Source organism: Paenibacillus sp. CAU 1782 (genome assembly GCF_054551715.1).
Map to the genome: position 1 here is coordinate 10,164 of NZ_JBTOLL010000026.1, position 23,855 is coordinate 34,018.

General features: G+C 53.5%; 8 protein-coding genes. 5 read left to right on the plus strand and 3 right to left on the minus strand.

The window, feature by feature from the left end:
- On the plus strand, positions 1-2,587 hold a 2,587-nt coding region (locus ACX93W_RS26050), incomplete at its 5' end, for an S-layer homology domain-containing protein (protein WP_459395286.1).
- Positions 2,588-2,781: 194 nt separating this feature from the next.
- Positions 2,782-3,594, plus strand: a complete 813-nt coding sequence (locus ACX93W_RS26055) for an AraC family transcriptional regulator (RefSeq protein WP_459395287.1) — start codon at positions 2,782-2,784, stop codon at positions 3,592-3,594.
- A 296-nt stretch (positions 3,595-3,890) separates the two neighbouring features.
- Here ACX93W_RS26055 and ACX93W_RS26060 read toward each other — a convergent pair whose 3' ends face one another.
- The 3 genes from ACX93W_RS26060 to ACX93W_RS26070 all read right to left on the minus strand — a co-directional run bounded on the left by ACX93W_RS26060 (position 3,891) and on the right by ACX93W_RS26070 (position 9,514).
- Positions 3,891-5,054, minus strand: a complete 1,164-nt coding sequence (locus ACX93W_RS26060; protein ID WP_459395288.1) for a glycoside hydrolase family 27 protein — start codon at positions 5,052-5,054, stop codon at positions 3,891-3,893.
- Between the two features lie 191 nt (positions 5,055-5,245).
- Positions 5,246-6,388: a response regulator gene (locus tag ACX93W_RS26065; protein WP_459395289.1), complete on the minus strand. Its 1,143-nt coding sequence runs from the start codon at positions 6,386-6,388 to the stop codon at positions 5,246-5,248.
- Positions 6,389-6,391: 3 nt separating this feature from the next.
- Complete coding sequence (locus ACX93W_RS26070; RefSeq protein ID WP_459395290.1) at positions 6,392-9,514, minus strand: ATP-binding protein; 3,123 nt, start codon at positions 9,512-9,514, stop codon at positions 6,392-6,394.
- Positions 9,515-9,732: 218 nt separating this feature from the next.
- Here ACX93W_RS26070 and ACX93W_RS26075 point away from each other — a divergent pair, with 218 nt between their 5' ends.
- From ACX93W_RS26075 to ACX93W_RS26085, 3 genes are read left to right on the plus strand one after another with little or no spacing between them, the layout of a single operon-like run.
- A complete protein-coding gene (locus tag ACX93W_RS26075) occupies positions 9,733-10,428 on the plus strand; it encodes a S1 family peptidase (protein WP_459395291.1) in 696 nt (231 codons plus the stop codon).
- Positions 10,429-10,455: 27 nt separating this feature from the next.
- The gene (locus ACX93W_RS26080; RefSeq protein WP_459395292.1) at positions 10,456-15,639 is read left to right on the plus strand and encodes a hypothetical protein; all 5,184 of its coding nucleotides are present in this window, start codon (positions 10,456-10,458) and stop codon (positions 15,637-15,639) included.
- 21 nt (positions 15,640-15,660) lie between these two features.
- Positions 15,661-23,313, plus strand: coding sequence for an S-layer homology domain-containing protein (locus tag ACX93W_RS26085; protein WP_459395293.1), 7,653 nt, complete (start codon positions 15,661-15,663; stop codon positions 23,311-23,313).
- Positions 23,314-23,855 lie beyond the last annotated feature (542 nt).

Sequence of the window (23,855 nt, forward strand, 5' to 3'; positions counted from 1 at the left end):
GACGCCGCGAGCGGAGTATTACGCTGTTCAAAGCATAAATAATGTGAACAGCCTGGGTTCTAGTGTAGTAACGGCGCTGCCTGACATTCCGGACGCCCCAACAACGATTGGGGGAGAAGAAAGTATCCAGGTGAGCAACTTTACATCAGGGGCCACGCTGAAGCTTTATCTATGGAACGGAACGCCGGTTGACACGGCGGCCGGAGTAACGGATTCCTCCTATACATTTGCGAATGTGGTGCCGAACAGCCTGGGCTTTTTCGTTACCCAGACCGTTGGGTCGGAGGAAAGCGTCAACTCGGCCTTTACGTCGGTTTCTCTGCGGGCGCCGGTTGCAGTCGCTGGCGAAGACTACGTGGACGTGTCCAATGTCATACAAGGCGCTCAGGTGGAATTGTATGACAGCGATGATAACCTGATTTCATCGAACCCCCAGACGCTGAATGACGACACAAGGAGATTCGCGGGTCTACAGACAAGAAAGAGCTATTATGCCATTCAAAGCATTAACGGCATCACCAGCTTGAACTCCACTTTTGTAGCGGTTAATCCCGTTATTCCTGCGGCTCCGACCGTATCGGGCGGCGAGGAACAACTTGTGGTGAGCGGTTTTGAAGCGGGAGCGACGCTCAAGCTGTATTTGACGGATCAAACCTTGCTCCGTACTATCCCGAATGCAGTGGGCTCCACCTATACGTTTGAAAATGTAGTGCCGAATCGATTGGGTTTTTATGTCACCCAGACGGTAGGTTACGAGGAAAGCGATAACTCCACATTTGCTGACGTATCTCTCCGAACGCCTTCAGCCAGCGGCGGAGTCCGGTATGTGGACATCTCCAATGTGCTTGAAGGCGCAAGCCTTGCGCTTTTTGACAGCAACCATACACCAATAGCGATTGAGCCTGTTGACCAGGGGAATGGCGTATGGAGGTACCAGGGACTCAATAATGGCTTAACTTATTATGCCATTCAGAGCATTAATGGCGTCTCCAGTCTTAATACACTATTCGTAACGCTTCCGGAGCCTCCATCCCAGCCGCTAAATGTAAGGGCAGTCGCAGGCAATGGTCAAGCTGTCATTACGTTTACGTCTCCGCTAGATGGCGGAAGAAGCCCGATTACGGAATATTTGGTTGTGTCGGGTTCCGGTGATGAGGTTATTGCCAGCGGCGCGGCAAGTCCGATTACCGTAACAGGCCTGTCCAATGGCACCAGCTACACCTTCAGGGTTATTGCGGTTAACGAGGCTGGAAATAGTGCGGCATCGGAGCGTTCCAACGCCATTATTCCATGGGCTTTCAGCTCTGGAAACAGCTCCAGCAGTACTGCTGGCGTTGAGGTAATCGTGAATGGCAAGTCGGAAAATATCGGCCGCGCTTCCTATGGCTTTGAGAACGGGAGAAGCTTTATCCGAATTGTTGCAGACCGTGCTGAATTACAGAAACGTCTGGAATCGGAAGGCGATCGTCCCTCCATTGTTTTGCCGGTGAAATCGGCAAGCGATGCCGTAATCGGACAATTTGACGGCGAATTGATCCGTAGCATGCAATTGAAACAAGCGACAATCGAGCTAAGGACAGAAGATTCCTCCTATCGGCTGCCGACAGGTCAAATCCCTCTGAACGATATTGCCGAGGCATTTGACAGCGGCGTCGCTCTGGAGGACATTGCATTCAGGATCGAAATAGCAAAGGTTTCGCCAGACGCCTTAGCCAGAGTGGAGAATGCAGCTCGCAATGGTTCCTTTACCATTGCCGCGCCGCCAATTGAATTTTCCCTATACGCTGTATACGGCGGGAAGACGCATGAAATTACGGGCTTTAATGTCTATGTTGAACGCACGATTAACCTTCCTGCAGGCGCCGATTCCAGTAAGATTACGACGGGCATCGTAGTGGAAGCGGACGGAACCGTGCGCCATGTGCCGACCCGGGTCTCCATTAAGGATAACCAGTACTCCGCTGTTATCAACAGTTTGACCAACAGCACGTACGCTATCGTATGGAACCCCATTGTCTTCGCCGATGTAGCCGGTCATTGGGCGCAAATCTCGGTAAACGATATGGGATCGCGCATGGTATTCGGCGGTGCCGGCAACGGCGCGTTTCAACCCGAAAGAGAAGTGACGCGAGCTGAATTCGCGGAAATTCTGGTCAAAGGACTGGGCTTGAGGGTGAACCAAGAGTTCGCAGCTTCCTTCAGCGATGTTAGCGAGTCCAACTGGCATAACGGATACATTCATGCAGCCGTGTCCTTCGATCTGCTTAAGGGTTATGGCGACGGGTCCTTTAGACCCGATCAAAACATCACAAGAGAACAAGCCGTGATGGTATTGGCCAAAGCCATGTCCATAACCGGCCTGAAGTCGGCTTTTTCCGCCGCTGATGCGGAAGCCGCTCTAGAGGGATTTGCAGATGGAAAGGAAATTTCGGACTGGGCGAAAGAAGGGGTCGCGCTAACGTTGCAGGCAGGCCTTATTCAAGGCAAAAGCCGCGACAGGCTTGCGCCAAAGGACGATTTGACGCGTGCTGAGGCTGCCGTTATGATCCAACGTTTGTTAACTCAATCCGATCTCATCAACAAGTAAAAAGGCGACAAGGCAAGATGGCGCTGATCAGCCATCACGTTCGTAAGGGGCTCCCAAAGTCATCGTTAGATGAGCGCGGGAAGTCCCTTTTTCACATTCAATCGGGATACCGCCGTAAACGTAGTTATCTTGTCAATCGTTAAGGGGTGTGCCATAGTGAAAGAAGCAGGCACCAACATGAGGGATGGAAAAGAGTGAGAAATGTGAAAAAGCCCGATTCCGGTTACGCTTCTTTCGATGAGAGGCTGACTTATGTTTTCGGCGGGCATAAGCCCCCCAATTTGCATAAATGGGGACCCGGTGTGAGGGATATCTATGCCCTGCACTATATCGTCAGCGGAAAAGGCATTTTGGAAACCAACGGCTCCAGGTTTTTGTTGCAAGCAGGCGAAAGCTTTATGATTTATCCGCAGCGCGAGGTCTATTATTATCCCGATCGGCAGGATCCCTGGGAATATGTCTGGGTGGAATTCAGGGGCAATGAGGTGCTGTCCTTGCTTTCTATGATCGATATTTCGGCGGAGAGGCCTGTTGTACCGAAAGCGCCGTCAAAGCTGGAGCCCTATTTTTTTACGGCCTGGCACGGCGATATGCAGCCCTATGAAAAGCTGCGCTCCTCCGCGCAGGTGCAGCTGCTGCTCACCTTGTACATGGAATATTTTCCAAAAGCGAAAATGATCTCTGCGCCGGACTATGCAAGCATCGCCAAGGAATATATCCAAAACAACTACTGGAAGCCGGAATTAACAGTTGCCGATATTGTTGCCGTAGTGAATATAGAGCGGAGTTATTTGTTTCGCCTGTTCAAGGAGCGGACGGGCATGTCGGTGTCGGGCTACTTGACCGTCTGCAGAATTGACAATGCCTGCAAGCTGCTTCAGTCCACCGATTTATCCATCAAAACGGTATCTTGCTCGGTCGGTTACCGGGACCAGCTTTATTTTTCGAAGGTATTTAAAAAAACGACATCCTATACGCCTTCGGACTATAAATCCAAAGATGTATAGGATGCCGATCTCATAGACCAAAAAAGCTAAGGTGTCTATGCAACTCCGTTCAGGGGCCACATCTGCTCCTTGCGGATTTTTGCATACACCCATTAACGAAACAGAAAACATTTTCCCGACTGTCTGTAGTAGGCGATTAATTTCTCAATGGTTTCGCGTCCGCATTTCAGCCTTTCGCCCAAGCAGTCGATACATACAAATTTCTGGTCGACTCGGGAAATTAGCTTCAAATAAATCGCTACATCGTCCGACACTAACGGAACGCCGCAAGTGAGGCAGGTTCTTGCGGAGCTCATTTATTTAACCAGCTTTGCTCGTACAATGACGCAGTCATGTGCAGGAACCGTTGGGGCGAAGCGTTCTTTGAACACGCCTAACTCTTTATGCTCCCAGCAATCGTACATGGATAAGGAGAAGCCGGAAGCGTAAGGAAGTCCCATATCCCAGAACAGCATAGGAACTTCGCGCTGGCTGTCGCTTAAGTTAAAGAAGCCGATTGCCAGATCGCCGTTCGTCAGCGTTTTTACCAGCATAAAGATTTCATCGGTGTGGAACCATTGCGGCTCCGGCTGGATGCGGTAAGCGCCCCGGCCTTCCATGTCCTGATTAATGGCGATCAGGTCGGGATTTAGCAAAATCTTTTTGGTAACCTCATTGGCCGAACGGATATCGCAGCCGATCATTAACGGGGAACCCATGATGCACCACAAGGAAAAATGGGTTTTGTACTGAGTGTCGCTGAGACCGCCGATTTTGCCGATAAAAGCGTCATTGCTGCCTCCATACATGCCGACAACAAGCATATCCATATCGTTGTGGCAGAAGGGTCCCGTATAACATTCCTTGTCGAGCTGGGAGAGGGCGAGGCTTTTGACCGTATCCCAGTTATCCCGAATATCCTCCGTCGATCTGTACATATGAGCGCCGGATGCCCGTATCCATTGATACGTATTGTCGAAGCCCCAATTGCATGCGGAGAACAGGATGTCTCTGCCGGAATTTTTGAGCGCAATGCTCATCCGTTTGTAAAGCAGTTCCCCCGAAATGTTTCTCGGCTTAAAGCAATAATCATACTTTAAATAATCAACGCCCCACTCTGCAAAAAGCTTGGCGTCCTGAAACTCATGCTCGAAGCTGCCGGGATGACCGGCGCAGGTATGAGTGCCGACGCAGGAATACATCCCGAACTTTAACCCTTTTGCATGAATGTAATCGGCAAGCGCTTTCATTCCGCTGGGGAATTTTACGGGATCGACTACAAGATTGCCCTCAGCGTCGCGTTCCTTCAAGCTCCAGCAATCGTCGATGACGATGTATTCATAGCCTGCTTCCTTGTAGCCCTCTCTTTCAAAAACATCCGCAACATTCCGAATCAGCTCTTCGTTGATGTCCCAGGTAAAGGTGTTCCAGGAATTCCAGCCCATAGCGGGAAGAAGCCCCAGCGGCAATTGGTTGTCCATGTTTATAATTCATCCTTTCCGATCGTCCGCCCGCAAGCCGGAGCACGGCAGCGGCGGTTTGAATGGGGATAATAAGTAGTTGAGACACACCAATTAAAACATAGGGCATTCCATGCATCCTATAGCTTAACGTTGCTTTTGTATGGAGGTTTGTTGTATCCATCCTTTTAGGTTGACTCCGATGCCCGCCCTCAAGCCTTGCCGTCGAGAAGCCTGCTAATCCGGGGGTCAGGTGTGGAACCAAGCTCTCTCTGAAGCAGCCGCTCCAGGTGGCGAAACTGCCGGTGCGCTTCAGCGCTCCGGCCTTGTCCCACATATAGGGATATGACTTCCCGGTGCACATCCTCCCGAAGCTCGTCGATTTGCAGCATCCGCTCATAATAATGCAGCGCACGCTGACTGTCGCCGCTTTTGGCGTGGTAGCGGGCGGCTGCGCCCATGATTTCCAGATAGTCCTGTTCAAGGCGCCGCGACAAATCCGATGCCCAATCGTATGATCTTCCTTTGAGAAACTCGCCTGCAAACAAGGCGTCCAGCTCCTGAAACAAGGTGGCATCCGGCGCCTGAGACTGGCGCATATGCTGCAGCAGCTTTTCGAATTGATACAAGTCGCAATCCAGTCCCGCGGCATCGATCCGCAGAATGTTCCGGTCCGTCACCAGCAACGATGCGGCGTCGGAGGAACCTAATGCACGACGGATATAATAAAGAGTTGAATTCAGATTTTTCAATGCTTTGTCCTGGCTTAAGTCGCGCCAAAGCGTATCGGCCACCTCCTCGCGGCTTACCGACTTTTTGCATACCAGAAAGGCAAGCAGCTCCTCCGTCTTTGGCGATCTGAATTTGATCGGCGAAGCCTGCGATTGTCCACCCGTCATTTCGACGCCGCCGAAAAGCCGAAGAGAAAAGGCGGAACCCGGAGTGTCTTCCGCCCGAGACGGCGGCTCTGCCGATGTGCCGGCCTGAATATATTCTCTATGCTTATGTATCCGGACAAGCGTACGGCTCAGACGGTCCGCGGTAATTGGTTTGATTACGTAATCAAGCACATCCATGTCGTAAGCCTTTACCGCGTATTCGTCAAATCCCGTCACCAGCACGATCGCAATCGCTGGCTGGATTTCCCTCAATTTTCCCACCAGCTTGATTCCGCTGACGAGCGGCATGGATATGTCCAGAAAAGCCGCGTCAATATGATTTTCTTCCGCATAAGCCAAAGCTTCGACCGGGTTCTGAAAGGCTCCGCATACCTCGGCTTCTCCGCATTCTGTCAGCAACCTTTTTACGCGCTTCAACGACAATTCCTCATCATCCACAATCATGGTCCGTATCATTGTTTAGCCTCCATTCAGCTTCGGTTGCCGCGCCGGAATTTCAAAGGATACCAAGGTTCCTTCTCCCTCAACGCTTTCAATATGAAGATTTCTTCCGTATAGAAGCCTTAGACGGCCCGCAATGTTCATTAAGGCAACCCCGTTTCGGGAGGGATCAGGCTGCAAAAGGGTTTTTAACTTTTGCCCGCCAATGCCTGCACCGTTGTCCTCCACCGAAAACCGGACATCGCCGGAATCCAGAGTCTGGATGTCCAAGGTCACCTTTCCGCCGCGGATTCTGCCCATCAGGCCATGCCGGATGGCATTTTCGACCAGGGGCTGCAGAATAAGGGGAGGAATGCTCATGCTTGGGTCGGCATCGATATGGTAATGGATGTCAAGTCGGTTGCCGTAACGGGCTTGCTCGATGCCAACATAGGCTTCTACCATTTCCAGCTCGTTCTCCAGGCTTGTCAACGAATCCAGCTGTCTGAACAGAATGGAGCTTCGCAAATAGTGGGATAGCTGCACGGTTAAGCGTTCGGCCTGCTCTGGCATGTCCACACACAGCTCGGCTATGGCGTTTAAGGCGTTATGCAGAAAATGGGGATTGATCTGCGACCGCAAAAAGGCAATTTCCGACTCCTTGGCTTCCCGGACGGAGGCTCTAAGCCGGGTCAGGCTGCCGACCCTCGCAAGAAGCTCCTCCGACTGAAAGGGTTTGGCGACAAAATCGTTTGCGCCGCCCTCCAGCGCCATTTTCAGCTCATTGGCTTTGTTGCCAGCCGTCAGTATCAGCACTGGCAGATCGGAGGGGGAGTAGCGTTCCCTTATTCGCTGCAGCACCTCGTAGCCGGACATATCCGGCATCATAATGTCCACGATCGCTAAATGGATATTGCCCTGCATGCGTTCCAGCAGGTCAAGCCCGGAACCGCCGCGGTTTGCGACGGCGCAGGAATAACCGCCGAGCTTGAGCAAATTCATCATCGTTTGCAAATTGGCGGGATCGTCGTCGATGACCAGGATCATTTCGCTGCGCTTGCCCTGTATCAACACCGGATAATCCCGACCGATGTGCGCAAGCGGATCGGAAGCGGGCGGCAAGGACTCTTGCGTCCGCTGTGTCTGCCCCCTTCTGTAAGAAGCGGCCGACAAGGGAAGCGTGAAAATGAACGTAGCTCCAGTCCCGGGAGCGGCTTCGGCGGCAATAATGCCGCCGTGAAGCTCCACAAGCTTTCGCGTGATGCTGAGCCCAAGGCCGGTTCCTCCCCTCTGGCGGACATCGTTGCGCTCGCCTTGCTCGAAGGGCAGGAAGATGCGCTCCAGCATATCCGGGTCAATGCCGGAGCCGGAGTCGGACACGCGGATTTCAGCCATGCCGCCCACGATCGAGGCGCTGACCTTTACGCTGCCGCTTTCCGTAAACTTGACCGCATTGCCGATCAGATTATGCAGAATCTGAATCAGCCGGTTGCCGTCCGCATGAATGGCCGGGAATGCGGCATCAACGCTGTTGTCGAGAGTGATCTCCTTCCCGCCAAGCAGGAAAAGATGGATACGGATGACGGAATCGACGGATTCCTTCAGGTTGACGTTGGTTTTGTACAGCGCAACGTCGCCATGCTTCATTTTGGAATAGTCCAGCAGCTCGTCCACAAGATGAGTCAAGCGCCTGCCGCTTCCGACGACTATGGCCAGATTGCGTGATTGATTATCGGTAAGCTGCCCTTCGGCGCCCATCAGGAGACTGTCCGTAATGTTCACGATGGCATTAAGCGGCGTTTTCAGCTCGTGGGAGGTGCTGGAGAGGAAATCGTCCTTCAGCTTGTCCAGGCGCAGGAGCTGATCCTTCATCGTATTGACCGTCCGATAGGCGGCAAAGAAACGGAGTACGGCAATAAACAGGGCCAGGATGCTGAACAGAACAAGATAGATTTGTCCGACACGCATATTTTCCTTGTACGCTCCCGAAAACATGGTCAAGTCAATTGTATACATCATGAAGCAGAGCAGGATTGCATAAATCAACAGTGCTCCGAGACGCTCTCCAGTCTTGCTTTTGGCAAAACGAAAGGCGGCTTGAACGAGAAAGGATAGAATCATGATTGAATAGAGTAAAATAATAATGGGGTATGCAATAATATAGGTTGAAATTGGAAGCAGTGCGATCAACAGGCCGCAAAGGACAATCGCCGATATAATTACAATCGCAAAAGTCGATGAAATCAGGTTTTTTTTGAGGTGATAAAGATAAAGGACAAGCATGATCAGGCAAAGAAATGAGCAAATATCCTTTAGCTTGTACATGGCATCATAGGAAAGGCCGTCCATAAACATGCTGTAAAGTATCCGCTCGCTAAACAGACCGTTGTAAATGGCGAATAGCAGACAAAGCAAGCCAAGCGGAAGCAGAGAGTCATCTCTATTTTTATAAATGGCGGTCCCTGCATATGTAATTAATAGAATAAGTGATAGAGTGGTCAAGACGACAATTGCACCAAACTCGAATGAAATGTTTTCCTGATGCGCGCTCAACATAGTGGTTAGTTCCCCAAAATAGATCGGCGTCGCAATGCCGGAGTTAGGATAATTAAAGTTTGAAACATGGACGATAATCTCGATATTTCCATCCATCGAACGGGGAATAAAGCCGATTTTCGGCGTGTTGCCCATACGATATTCGTCGGGGTTAATCGACAGCCGACCATCCTCGAACAGCTTTTTTCCATTGGCATATATAGTGCTTGCGTACCGGATAGTGGATTTTTTCAATGCGTAGTCAAAATCCTCCGGCGCGTTTTTCAAAATTACCCGGTAGGTGGCGGTACCGTGTGCGGGAAGCGTGTTTCCGTCAACCTTCTGTCCATTCCACACGCCAGGCACTTTCATATAAGACGTCTGCATATTCCCCTCGGCCTTGCCCTGCTCGCTTTGCGGGGAGAGAAGCTGATTCCAATAAAACTCCCATTCGCCATCCAGCTTGATGCGCCCCTGCTTGTGAACGTCCCAGCTTTTCAAATCCAAAACGCCTTCTTTAACAACAAAACCGCTTTGCTGCTGGCCTCGGTCCTGGAACATGGAGAGCGGAATAAAGGAGAAGGCGAAGAACGCTATTGCGATAGTTCCAAAGACCCTATATAACATCGCGTTCCCCCCCCCTTCTTGGATGCCTTTTTAATTAGCTACGAAAATTGTAATGGATAACACAGCGCCCGGCAACGAAAAACGAACATTTTATCCAAACTGTTTATTGTATGTTTATTGTCGTTTACTATACTTTTTTTGGCGGGTATGTCGAAATGGTGTGACTTGCGGGCTATCCGCAATTTATATGATACATCACATTAGTAAGGGAGGCCTGTATGGGGACGTTTAAATTCGGTTCAGGGGCAAGCAAGGGGCTTCTTCTGATACTGCTTGCCATGGCGGCTGCGCTGCTGCTATGGAATAGTTCCGAAGGCCCGTCGGTGGCTCAAGCGATTGAAGCCGGGGGCATTGGCGCCGAGGAGGTTTACAAGGAGGCGGGACCGTCCGTCTTTTATTTAAAGGTGTTCCGAAAGGACGGTACGCTCAAAACGGTCGGCACCGGTTTTCTCATCGGCGGCGGCAAAGCGTTAACCGCGGCTCACGTTGTAGCGGATGGCGCAAAGCTCGAAGCGACCTTCGACGACGGGGCTGTCATTGCCGGCATTACGGTTTCGGCGGTGGACGAGGACAAGGATCTGGCGGTTTTGTCGCTGCGCGCCGGACAAAGAAGGGGCCTCGCGGTCGAGAGCGGCGTAGTGGCATACGGAGGGACCGTAATGGCAATCGGTTATCCGCTGCGCGACGGGAAAATTATTTCCGAAGGCATTGTCAATTCGCCTTCCGCGCCGGTGAACGGACAGAACAGGCTGCTTGTTTCGTCCCAGGTATCGGGAGGAATGTCGGGCGGACCGCTTCTGAATGAAAATGGCCGGGTAATCGGGTTGATATCCGGCTCGTTCCGCACGATGGCAGGTATCCATATCGGGGTTTCCGCCGAAGATATCGCGCAGCTTCTGCAAGCCATAGAATGATTGAACAGAGGGGAGCCATAGTTAAACATGGGAAATAGGAAAATGGTCAAAAGAGCTTCACTATACCTGTTGATTTTTACGCTGGTGCTGTCAGCCGTAAGCTGGCCGGCCGCTTCGCCGGTATCCGCTGCTGCCGACTATACGGATATTTTCATCCCGAACGGGGGAGGCAAAATCATCAATCGGGGCGATACCACCTCGCTGACTAATAGTGTACGGCTGGATGAAGCGAACAGCTTTGGCATTTTTGCGGGCAAGGCGCCGGGAACCACGGTTGAGAGGGATGGCGTAAAAAGCGACAGTCCGGCACATGTGGAATTGGGATTAGTGGGCAGTACCTATGTAGGGAAGATCAACGTTGCCTCCAATCCAACGCTCAAGCGTCTGGCGGAAGGTGGCCAAGCCAGATTTTTTCTCCGGCTGGGCAAAGTCGAAAAAACTAACGGAACTGTTAATGTGAAAGTTAATAATGCGTCGAAATATTCAAGTGATATTTATGACGAAAGGAACGTTAACTCGGGCTGGATCACCTTTGGCCCCAATGATGTCATCGAAATCAATTTTTTCAGTACGTTTTTAGGCATTCTGATTAACGATATCGAGCTCTATTTTGCAGACATTACACTGCCGACTTATACCGGCAACACGTTTACCCATAACGGCACGGTCCGCTTCAACAATGATCCGGCCGTCAATAAAAACGAGCTGTTTCTGAAGCAGGGCAATTACCTGAACATAGCTCTTAATTTCAGCGAGCCGGTTTTCCCCGTCAATGCCGTAGATGCTTCCGACCGGGTGAACAATCAATTTAGCTTTATGCGGACGGAGCTGTTCAGCAATCCCGGCGGCGATGGTTTTGAGCCATCCGTCTATTATTTGACAAGTAACGATCCCGGTTACGGGGCTTTCAACGTCAATGGACTGACTATAAACGGCCATTCCCGCAACTCGTTCAACCTGAGATACACAGCTTCTCAAAATGACAGCACAGGCAATATTCCGCTCGATCCGCTGCGCTTGACGCTTCCAGTGGAAGAGGATCGGCCAACGCTGCTGGAGCGCTTTAATTCGGCAGGCTTTATTGATGGAGCGGGCAATCCATTGGCCAACATCGGCAGCATCGGCACAGTGCCGTTTGCGGATAATGCCAATCCCGGAGGCACCTTCCGTACGATCATCGACGCGCGCCCGCCGCAATATTCGGCTTCGCGCAACGGCGTGCAGCCGCAGATTCTCACCGGCCTGGTGCTGAACGAAGGGGACGAGGTCGATTTCAGCGTCTACCTGAACGAAAAAGTAGTCAGCGCCATCTCGCCAACTGAAAATACACAGATAAAATTTACGAACGGATTAACCGCCCGTTACATTAGCGGTGAAAATACGAGCGAATGGACATTCAGGCTGACAGTGCCTGCCGGCGTCCAAGCGGAGACGATGCTGCTGGAAACGGCTGCGCTGGAGCATGTCTCAAGTCCCGGCGACGGCAAGGCGCTGCGCGACTACGCAGGCAACCTGCTGACCGAAGCGGTAAAGCCGATTGGCTGGGCGAATCTGTCCGTCGACAATACGGCTCCGCTGGTCAATTTTGTATACCGGGATCAGGACGGCGAAATTGTGCCTGACGGACAATATGTCGGCAGCGGCTCTATCGCAATCAACGCCTATGACCCCGACATTAACGGTCAAAGCAGCAAAGGGCTGTTCCGGCCGGGCAGCGGCTCCGGATTGGTTTATTACTTGCTGAACCAAAGCCCCGACGATCCGTTTGCCGGACTCAATGACAATTTTGCAGCGGTAAAGCGTTATTCTCTGTCGCAAAAGCAGCCTTCCGAAGAGCTGTATCCAACCGGCTTTGAGGATGTGGTGCTGACTGCGGCGCAAAACGGCGTAATCGTGGATTTGCCGGGAGATGCCTCCCAGCAAAACGGCATTTGGTACCTTCATACGTGGACAGCGGATATGAGCTGGGATTCCGCGCGCCAGAGAATGCAATATGACAAAGGAAGCGCCGAACGCGCGGCTTATGAGGCCGCTAATCCAAATGCAACGCCGGCGGACCTGGAAACCTACTTCCGCAGCAGCATTTTGCCGAACTTGTCCGACTACAGCAATGTCGCGCAATGGCCGCTGAGCGATTTTGGCCAAAAGGATTCCAACTGGTCCTATCATGTAGGCGTGCTCAAAATCGACAACGACGATCCCGAGGTGGAAGCCATTGGCGTTGCGGACAACAATTCCGATAACGTGAAGGTCACCGTTAAAGCAACAGACCCTACGTCGGAAATTAAAGATGGCAAAATCCAGTACCAGTTTGTGAAAGCAGGCGAGCAGCCGGTCGACTCCGGATGGCTGGAGGCGGCGCTGAACGCTCAGGACGAAGCCAGCATCTTTACGCTGAACAACCCCGTCATAACCAAAGGCGGCAAATACGACCTTTACGCCAAAGCAACGGACGTTGCAGGCAATTCAAGCCTGTCGGCTCCGCAGGAAGTAGATGCGCTGGTCATTACGACGTTGTTCCAGAGCTACCCCGGAACCTATGCGATCAATGACGGCCCGGACTTTACCATTGCCGGCGTGCCGATTGATAACGTCGAATACCTGTACAGTCAAAGCTCCGAGCGTCCGGCTGCAGGCAGCGAGTGGCATGCGATAGCGGATGAGCCAGTGACCGCGACGTTGGCGGGAGAAGCGGCTTTGCGATACGGCTTGCCCGCCGATCAAACGCTGAACGGCACTTGGTACGCCCATGTACGGGTTAAGCAAAAGGATATTAATCGCTATTATTACTACTACAAAGAATATCAGTTTGACCATCTGCCGCCGTCCCTGACCTTTGGCTCGCAGAGCTATCTGTATCCGATGCCGGAACAAACGGTGCAAATCGCGGTAACGGATACGCTGGTCGATTTTGCGGGAGTCGCATCCGAAAATATTTTGTACCAATGGATCAAGGTGACTGACGGGCAAGCCGAGCAGGAGCTGGATCTCACGGGCCAAGGGTGGAAAATAGCGCCCGACGATCGTGTCATCAAGCTAGCCGTAGACGACAAGAATGACAACGGAAACTATCGTCTGTACGTGTATGCCAAAGACAGCCTTGGCAACGGCAAGTTGTACAAGACGAACGGACTGTTTTCCGTGTTTTATCTGAGCGACGAGCCGCCTGTGGGAAGCGCAGTCCTGATTTCCGTAAGCAACGCAGGCAACGGGGACTATACCGCTATTCTGAAGCTGGCGGTTGATGTGCCGGCGCAAGAGGGGTATTTTTACTCCGTTTCGGACAATGACGGCGACAACTGGAGCACGTGGCTTCCCTTCACGAATTATGTCGGCGTGCCGGTGGACAGCAATGATCCAAACGCGCTGAAGGACCGTCTGCGCGTCAAGTTCAAGGGCTTCTACGGCAATGTCAGCGACATCGTAACGCCTGAGACGGCGATTCAAAACGCGCCGGCCTATGCTCTTGCTTCCCTGGAGCAAATTATTCCGATTCGCGGCGGTGCAAAGGTCGAGGACGGCGGGAAAAACGAGGGACAAACTATCGTTTTTGACCTGACCAACGGCAAAACGGTTGTTCCGACAGACAGCAACCCGGAGCTTCCGGAAACGCTGCAGCCGAACAAGCAATTTAAAATTTACCGCAACGGCAGCTACTCCTTCCTGGTAACGGACGGCGGCAAGTCGGCGGTGGTTCATATCGTCGTTTCCAACTTCGACGACACGGAGCCGATTGTTAACGTCAAATATTCCACAATTGCGCCGACAAACGGCAAAGTGACGGCAAGCCTGCAATCCAGCAAGCCGCTCCGCATAACCAATCTGACGACGCAAACCAAGCAGTTTACGGAAAATGGCGAATTTATTTTTGAATACGAGGATGCGGTCGGCTTTACAGGAGCCATAACCGCTACCGTTGAAAATATCGACAAGACGCCGCCAGAAGCGGATATTGTGCTTCACTACAACCATCCCGATCTGAAGGCGCTGATCCGTCATCAGGACGAAGTTGTTGTCGTGGACAGCTCAGGGGACGGCTACAACCGGAATGGCGAATTCACCAGATTTGCCGTACCAACACTGGAAAATGTGATTGCCTCCAATCTGATTGTGGCGCAGGTGCGTCCAAAGCAGGGGCAGACCCAGGATTATCAGGTTGTGTCCAATAACGCGGGGGGCAACCAGTCGGCCATTACGCTTTCGTCGAACGGCAAAGCGCGCTTTACGATTGTGGACGCCGCAGGCAATCAAACGGTTGTCCAATCGGATCCAATCGCGACGTTGGCCGGCCAAGTACCGGACATTGAGGAGATTACGATGACCCGGGTCGCAGAAGACGGACGTGAATTGACCGAGGATGAGCTGGTGGAAATCGGCGGCAAGCTTTATTCCAAAGGCCAAATTCGCGTCAGTCTGACGATGAAGTCTTCTGCTGTAGCTGAAAATACGGTTATGATCGGCGAGAAGCCGGCTGCCGCATTCAGCATAGATTATGCCGGAAACGGAGAACGCACGCTGCTGCTTTCGGATTTGCTCGGCAATACGCGCAAGGCCGCCTTTACGGTCTCGGGACTGGACAACGCAGCGCCGGTCATTAAGCTGAACAACGCTTCAGCCGCCATTATGCAGAACAAAGCGGGCTTTAATCCGGAAGCCGATCTTGGCGGTTACACGTTGTCGGACAACTTGTCCGCGGCGGAGGATATCGAGGTAACCATCGCCGAGCTTGTGCTGGAAGGCGGTCAATACGTGGACAAGCCGTTTGATCTCTCCAAGCCGGGCCGGCATACCGTACGCTATACGGCGACCGACCAGCTGGGCAACAAAGGGTATGCGGTGCAAAGCGTATTCGTGAGAGCGGCAGACGGCATGTTCGTCACGGCCAATGGCATCCCGCTGTCCGATACCGAATCCGAAACCGCGATACTGAACACGTCGAATGTAACGTTTGACGTCGTCCATTTCCAAAACGTTTTGTCCGGCTCGGGACAAAAGCTGATCAACGAGCTTGGCACCTACGATATTTATTACTTCCAGGGCTTGGCTCGCGAAGGACAGATGAAATATATCGCGACCAAAGTGACCTATGAAGAGCTGGTTAAAGGCGAGTTCAAGGTGAAGCTGCCTAAGGCCGGGTGGTATACCATAGTGGTGCAGAATCAGGAGCGGGAGCGCATCTATGCAACGCTGCTCGTTTCCCGGACTGACTAGAATAACGGGAGGAACTCGCAAATGCGACGTAACAAAATAAACAGACTGATCGCGACGGTTCTCGTTGCCATCATGCTGCTGGGCGTCCTGCCGCTGCAGGCGGCTGCGGAGGCAGTAACCTCCATCGGGACAACCTCGATACAGAATGAATTCATCAAAGTATCGGTCGACAATACAACCGGGCGCTTCAGCGTCCGCACCGTGGACGGCCAGCCAATCCGCAAGCTGGACAACGGGGTAGACCTGATGTTTGGCGGCGACAATCCGGAATCATCGTTTACGACCTTCAAAATCAACGGCACCGATCTGATCTTCGGCAATCCGTACAAATTTGGCGTCAACTGGTTTTCGGAAGTGACGCCTCCCGAGATTGTGAAAGGAACGGACGGCACGGAAAGCCTGGTTACGGTATGGAGTATTCAAGGCATCCGCATCAGCCAGGTCATTACGCTTCTGCAAAGAGAAGACAAGGAGCAAGCGGGCAACGTCAGAATTCAGTACCAGGTGCTGAACACGACGGATGCAACAGTTGAAGTCGGCTCCCGGGTGCTGCTCGACACGTCGGTTGGCGGCAATGACGGACCAGCGTTCCAACTGGGCCAAAATTATGGCGCTCCGATAACGGTCGAACGCAAGCTGGTTCACGAGCCGGAGACGCTTGGCTTTAATCCGGCGGTTGACGAGCAGGCCTACAACCTGCATAAGCTGCCGGCTTATTGGGTCATGAGGGACAAGCTGGACCCTACCAATCCGCTTGCGACCAATGTGATCGCATACGGCTTCAACAACCTGTTTGAAGGCGGAATTAATGTGGTCGACGAGATGATCGTTGGCCATTGGTCCGGCCTTGCGGCGACAAAATGGGATTATTCGCCCAACAGCAACCTGGACTATACGCTGGACACGAACGACTACGGCACGGCCGACACGGCTGTTGCTTACTACTGGACGCCGGACGTTGTACCGGCGGGCGGCAGCAACTCCTATGAGCTGGTATACGGCCTGGGCGAAATCATTTCTCCCGACAAAGTGTTCGACGTCCGCTTCCTGGACCCCACGCAAAAGCTGGAAACGAATGCCGACGAAACGGATTATTCGAACGACGGTATTTTTGAAGTGAATGTGGAAATCGAAAATCTGGAAATGTTCGATATGGAGCATAGCTCGATTGACGTCACGCTGAAGCTCGAAAACGGTCTTCAACTGGTTGATGAAAACGGAAATGTGCTGGGCAACGGCAGCCAAAAGCTGACCTTCCGGAAGGAAGTGTCACCTGAAGAAGCGGCCCAAGGCATTGAGGTTATTCCGTACAAGCCCGGCGAAGTTGTAGCGGCCAAATGGCGCGTTAAGGCTTCGGGCAAGCCGTGGCCAACCACCAGACAATATCTGGTAACAGTCAGCAGTCCGGAAACGGAGAAAAAGCTGGAGGCCAAGCTGGAGGATTCGCAAGGGATGCCGGAGTCCGAAATCCGGGCGATCTATGAGTCTTCGCGGTCATCCTTTATCTTCCTGCCGCCAATCGGCGAGCTTCGCGAGACGCTGGTTTACAGCATGTCGCCGGAGGAAGCTTATTTCAGCGATGACAAGTTCATCACGCTGAATATCTCCAATATAGCGGCATACGATGTGGGCAACGCAGCCCAGTCGTCATCCGCTAACTTCGATTTGTATTTGAAAAATATCAAATCCGGCGAGCGGTACCGCATTCCGGTTTCCCGGTCGGTATCCGTACAACCGCTGGGCAACGGCTTCGCGGGAGATCTGAAGATCGTCTACAGCGGCGGCGAGAAGGTGGCCGCCGACGGCACGACGCTGGAGGTGCTGGATAACTCCGAGCTTCCGCTTGGCGAATATGCAGTTGAGGTGGATTTCCGCGACAAAAGCGTGCCTGAGCTGGCGGAAGCGCTGAGCTTCACGACTGAACAGATATTTGCGGTAAGCGGCAACGAGGAAAACCGCGTACGTAAAGCGGGTATTCTCGCCGTATACAAAACCAAGCTGGATCTGACCTCGAACGGCGCGCAGGATAAGGCGTTGTTTGCGGAGATGCTGCCTTGGGCATACGGCGGTTTGAGCGATACGCAATTTACGGCCAAGCGCGACGCGGACCGCGGCATTTTGTCCACGGCCAAAGCGGAGCTGGTAACCAAATCCCGATGGCTTGATCCTCAGTTGAACATGAGCGATGCGCTCGACCTTGCGGAAATTCCTGTTTACGGAGTCGAAACCTTCGTGGACGAGGAAGAATTCGAAGCTTTTGCGGATGGACTGAGTTCGGAGGACGGTCAGGAAATCGTGCTGGAGGTTCGAGGGCAAATCGTGCAGTCCGGTACGGGCGCCAACGCCCAATATCTTATTCGTTCCGATACGGAGCCGGCCATTCTGAACAAAAGCGTTGCCTACCACGGCAAGGACATGACGTTGTCGTTCGGCAAATTCCCGCTTGCGGAGCGTCTGTCCGCGAATACGGACACGCCGCTCCTGCAAAGCTTGTTTGCCGGAGGCGAAGGAACGCTGAGCATCGCTAATAGCGGTTTTGTGTTCCACCAGGGCGAGTGGACCGTCGATTTCTACAACGGCTTCGAAAAGACGCTTGGGGAAGAGTCCACTCTGTCCGAAGAGGAGCAGGAATGGGAGACGGCCCGCAATGGCGAGGATACAAGTCTTAACGGAAATCTGCAGTGGGCCAACGGGCTGATCGGCGATGCCATAAATCCGTACCGCAACCTGCTTGTTTCCTACGTTTATTTCAATCGTCAGTCATTGTTTTCGGCCCCGTCCTTTGCCATTGACGGGTTTGGGCTGAGGCTTAATGATTTTGTTCTGCGCAAGGATGGCGTATCCTTTGGCGGCGAAATCAAGCTTCGTATTCTAAACGGCGAAGTCAGCAATGTTATTTTTAATCAGTCGGGCTTTGTCGGCATTGAATCCTCGCTTAAGTTCAAACTGGACAACAGTGTCGGTTTATTTAAACCGGGCAGCGACGATAAAGTCGAAGGTAGCATTGATGTTACGCATTACAAGGATCCGGACAAATTCGGCGTATACAATAAATATGGCATCAGCTTTGAAGCCAGTCTGGAAAATATGTTTACAATCAGCGCGGAGCTTGGCTTCAGGCGTGTGCCGGACGGCCGGATTTTACCGGATGTGATCGCCTTCGGCGGCGATCTCCCGGGCGACGGCATCGCCATTAACCCCGCGACCAAAATTACGAGCCTTCGGGGAGCGATCCGCGAGCTTGCGATGACGATTGCCGGCGGCACGGAGCGGCTGCCGCTGACGCTGGAGGCCGGTATCGATATGCAATTCGGGGTGAAACCTGCTGTTTTCACCGGCAACGTGGATCTGACCCTCAAAGCAACCGGCATTAAGGTTGTCGGCAAGCTAGGCTTTGGCGAAGGCAGCAAGGTTATTCCGATGTTGACCGAAGCGCTGGTGCAGACGCAATGGGTCAGCCCGATGTTTATCCGGGCCAAGGCGTCGGTGGACGTAGGCGGCTGGGATATTATCGTCGGCAACGGAAGTTTGTTTATCGGCGAAAATCTGGAGAAGCGACGGATTGATTTTGAAGGCATGATCAACTCTCGCCTGCAGGTGCCTAGTTCGGTGCCTGTTGTCGGCGGCATGGGCTTTGGCGTTCGCGCAGGCGCCAACAACGACAAGATGTGGGCAGGCATCAGCCTTCTGTTCGTATCGCTCGGCATCACCTACTATTGGGGCGGCGGCATCGCCTTCTCCACGGACGGTGTAACGGGAGATGGCGAAGCGCTTGCTTATCTGGTTGTACACGACCCCGAGGAAGGGCCGCGTCTGCTGGAAATCGGCACAGGCGTCAACGTGCTGGCAACCTCATGGGAAAATGAAGAGAACGAGATCCAGGAAATCCGCTATACGGCGGTTGGCGAAGGCGTCGATCTGATCGAAGGCGGCTCGCAAAATCTGGGTATCGGCGGCATTCGGACCTCCGACGGAGGCAAGACGCATGTCATTCCGATGGACAAAGTGAGCGGCGACGCTTTGCTTGAAGTGGAATATTTTACAACGACGCGCCCGAACCTGACGCTGACGCGCGGGGACGGCAGCACATACAATGTTGTGTTTGGCGAAGTGACGGACACAACCGCGACGGCGTTTGAGCAAATCATCCCAGCGGCGAAGGAAGGCGATCTCAAGGCGGACGGCACAACCGTTACGCGCAAGGAGGCGCTTGAGTCGACTGACGTGCGCCGCGCCTACATCGCGATTCCTCACGACGAAGCCTTGAACGGAGATTGGAAGCTGATATCGAGCCAGCCGGTCAAGTCCAAGCTGATCAACTTGCCGGTTATGCCGAAGCTGACAGAGGCGGCGCTTGTGAAGGATGAGCAGGATGCGGACAAGTTCAAAGCCCGCTGGACGGTGGAGCAAGCTTCCGCAGGCGACCATATCAGCCTGTATCTGGCTACGGACCGGGTATCGGATCAGCCGAATCCGGACGAAGCCAATGATCCCGGCTTGCTGATTGCAAGCGACATCGAAATCGGCAGCGGGGATATCGGGGCCGATGGCTCGGCGAGCGGCGAAATGTCTTTTGACGTGAAGCAGATCGCCCAGCTCGGAGGCGCGGATATCCGCGGCATGCTTCAGCAGGGCAGCTATTACCTGCGAGCGGAGTTGAAAAATGATATTGCCTTCTCCGCCAAATCGTCGGAGGAAGCTTTTGAACTGATTGATCCTCTGGCTCCTGCTTCTGTAGGATCGGTAGGGACAAAAGTCATTGGCAACGGCTTGTTTGAAGTGAGCTTCCCGTCTGTGGCCAAGAAGGACGGCGAAGAGGGGGACGAGTTCAGCTATATCCTTACGGCAACGGATGAAGAAGGTTACCTGTATGAGCCGTTTGGAGAAGAAGCCTACAGCGAAACGGATCTGAACGGGAGGTTGTCGGGAGGTTCTTACCGCGTGTCGATTGGCGGCTGGAACGCGCTCGGCAAACCAAAGCTGGACGCTAACGGAGCGTTGCTGCGCAATGCGGACGGCAGCATCGCAATGGAGGAAGGCGAGGTTCGTTATGCGGGCCTCGAGCCTGGCAAAACGTATCGCGTCGGCGTAACGGTTGCCAAAGCTCAGTCTGGCGACGAAAGCGGAAATCTACGTTTCTCGGGTACGGTTTATTCGGCAGGAAAACTGCTGCCCGTGGCAAGTCCGCCAGCTCTTGTTGTGGATGAAAAGCCGGTTGTAAACGGCAAATACGAGATTCTGTCATCTGCAGGCCGGGTAGAGGTAGCCGTGGCTGCCGATAAGCCGGGAGTATCTCTTGAGGCTTCAACCGAGGATGGAAGCCTGGGAGTTTATGATCTGGATTCTACGGATACGATTGCCTTGGATTTTGATGCAGACGGCGTGTACGCCGTCGAGCTTAAAGCTCGCGATAAGGCAACCGGCGATACGTCGGTTGCGATTCTGTACGTGACGGTGGATACGATAGCGCCGATGATTTATCTGGATTCGCCATCGCCGGGCGAGCGCGCTTCGGGAGGCCGGGTAACCGTCGAAGGCACAACGATGTCGGATGCTTCCATAACCATCTCCGATGCAGATACGGGAAGACAGCTTGCCAGTCTGAAGCCGGACGAGGAAGGCCGTTTCCAACGCGAAGTGCCGATTGATGCGGCCAAGGCGAAGACACGCCTTCGTATCGAAACGGTCGATGCCGCAGGCAATGGCAACAGCGCCGTTGTCGAGGTGTTGAACGGCGACGCCAAGCTGCCGCGCAAGCTGGCAATTTCCGTGCCGGAGCTTATCGAAGCGGGCGGCGAGGCCGTTGCGCTGGAAGGGTATGTGGAATATACCGACGGCAGCCGCGAGCTGCTGGAGGGCTCGCAGCTCAGCTTTAACCTCGTGATGGGCGAAGCCAATGCCAGCCTGGAGCAAAATGGCGAAATCACCGGCTTGCGCAAAGGCGCTGCTATTGTCGAAGCCAGTTACGAGGCTTGGGAAGGCCTTACGCTGACCGCAAGCGATGTTGTTGAAGTCGTTGCGCCAGCAGAGGGCGCAGCTCCGCCAGACGTCATGGATTCCATCAAAGCGGCGACGGCGGGAACAGGCTGGGCGGGAGAGTCCCGCGTCATTGTAAGCTCTCCGGGCCATGACGGCAATATGACGGGCAGCGAGCTGGCTTACCGCATTTATGCGGTAAAAGATCAAGCGGCGCTTCCGACCTTCGAGCAAGATATTACCGCGTGGGAGAAGCTTCCCGACAATGGAATCGTCAAAGCCAAGGACGGCGAATGGATTGTGATCGCCAAGCGCACAACCGGCGAGCGCAAGCTGACAACGGCTTCGTCCGCTGCTATACGAATCTATGAATTTGTTTCGCAAAATCCGGTTTCTCTGCCGGGAGACAACAGGGTAAAAATCGGCGACGTCGTTATCGATTCCACAAAAGGCGGCAAAAACATCGCGTTGCCGCTTGAGCTTGACGGCGTTAGCAAACAAGGATTATTGACCGGTGACGTAACCCCAGGTGAAAAAGGCGCAACGGTTACGGTTACTCCGGAGCGCAAAGCGCTTCTGGACAGCGTCAAGCAGGGGCAGCAGATTCGTCTTGGCGTGAGCGGGCCGATAGAAGGATTGAACTTCAAGCTGGACGCGGCATTGCTGAAGCAGCTTGCAGAGCGTGAGGTATCCCTTGCGCTGGAGAGCGGTCTTGGCAGCTACAGGCTGAACCTGTCCGCGATTGATCTGGCGGCATTGACCGCCCAGTTCCCGAACAGCGCGCCGGAGAATCTGACGGTTACGCTGAACGTAGGATTGGCGGATCAAGCCTTCACAACGCATGCGGAAGCGCTGCGCAAAAACGGCATCGAGCCGGTTGGTTCGCCGGTTTCGTTCAACGTGACGGCAACCGCGGGCGGCAAGACGGTATACGTGGACAAGCTGAAGAGCTTTACGGTAAAAGAGCTTCCTCTGCCGCTTGGCAAGGATGACCGAAATGTTTCGACGGTTGTTGTGCTGGAGGCCGATGGAACGGTTCGCCATGTGCCAACCTCCTTCGATGTTCGCGAAGGCCGCTTCTATGCGGTAGCAAGCAGCATCACAAACAGCGTGTATCTGGCGGTTAACCATGTTTCTAACTTCAGCGACATGCAGGGTCACTGGGCCAATGAGACGGTCTCCGATCTGGCATCCAGATTGGTATTAAACGGCGTGTCGCCGGGCAAATTCGAGCCTTCCCGCAGCATGAACCGGGCAGAGCTGGCGGCGCTTATGGTTCGGGCGCTGGGACTGAAGAGCAGCGGCGGGGCAACCGTTTCGTTCTCCGACGTATCCCCAGGCGACTGGTATTATGACGCAGTGCAAACAGCGGTGGAATACGGGCTGATGAGCGGCTATGGTGGCAATCGCTTTGGTCCTCGCGACGCGATGACGCGCGAGCAAGCCATGGTCATGGCGATCAGAGCGCTGGAGCTGGGCGGCTGGTCTGCCTCCGCCGAAGGCGGCAACGCGTTGTCCGGCTTCACGGATTCCGGCGAACTGTCCGGCTGGGCCAGAAGCAGCGCAGCCCAAGCGGTGAAGCTGGGCATCATTACCGGCAAATCCGCTACGGAGCTGGCTCCAAAAGCAAACGTAAGCCGCGCCGAAATGGCGGCCATCGTACGCAGATTGCTTCTGCAATTGAAGGTTATTCAATAATTGAAATGAGGCAGGAGCCGGGCTCGAATAAGTGCCTGGCTTCCGATGGGGCCAGACGCCTAGATGAGCAGTGGCGTCCCTCGATGAGGGCCCTGCGCTCCAATGGATGCTCGACGCTGAAATGAGTGCCTGGCATCCAATGATTGCTCGACGCTCAAATGGATGCTCGATGTTCGATTGAGCTCTCGGTATCCCATGAGTGCTCTCGAGCACCTAATGATCGCCTGTCGTCCAATGGGTGTTCGAGGCTCAAATGAGCGCCCGGCGTCCAATGATTGGTCTCGAGCACCTAATGATCGCCTGTCGTCCAATGGGTGTTCGAGGCCCAAATGAGCGCCTGTCGTCCAATGATTGGTCTCGAGCACCTAAATCGCCTGTCGTCCAATGGGTGCTCTACACCCCAATGAACTGCCCTATAGCTAAATGAGCGGAAACGTGGCAAGTCAGAAGTTTTTCTGATATTTGTTCGGCGACTGCTGGGCGGCCATCACTAAAGCTGGCTAATGGTCATTTATGACCGTTAGCCGGCTTTTTTGTATGAT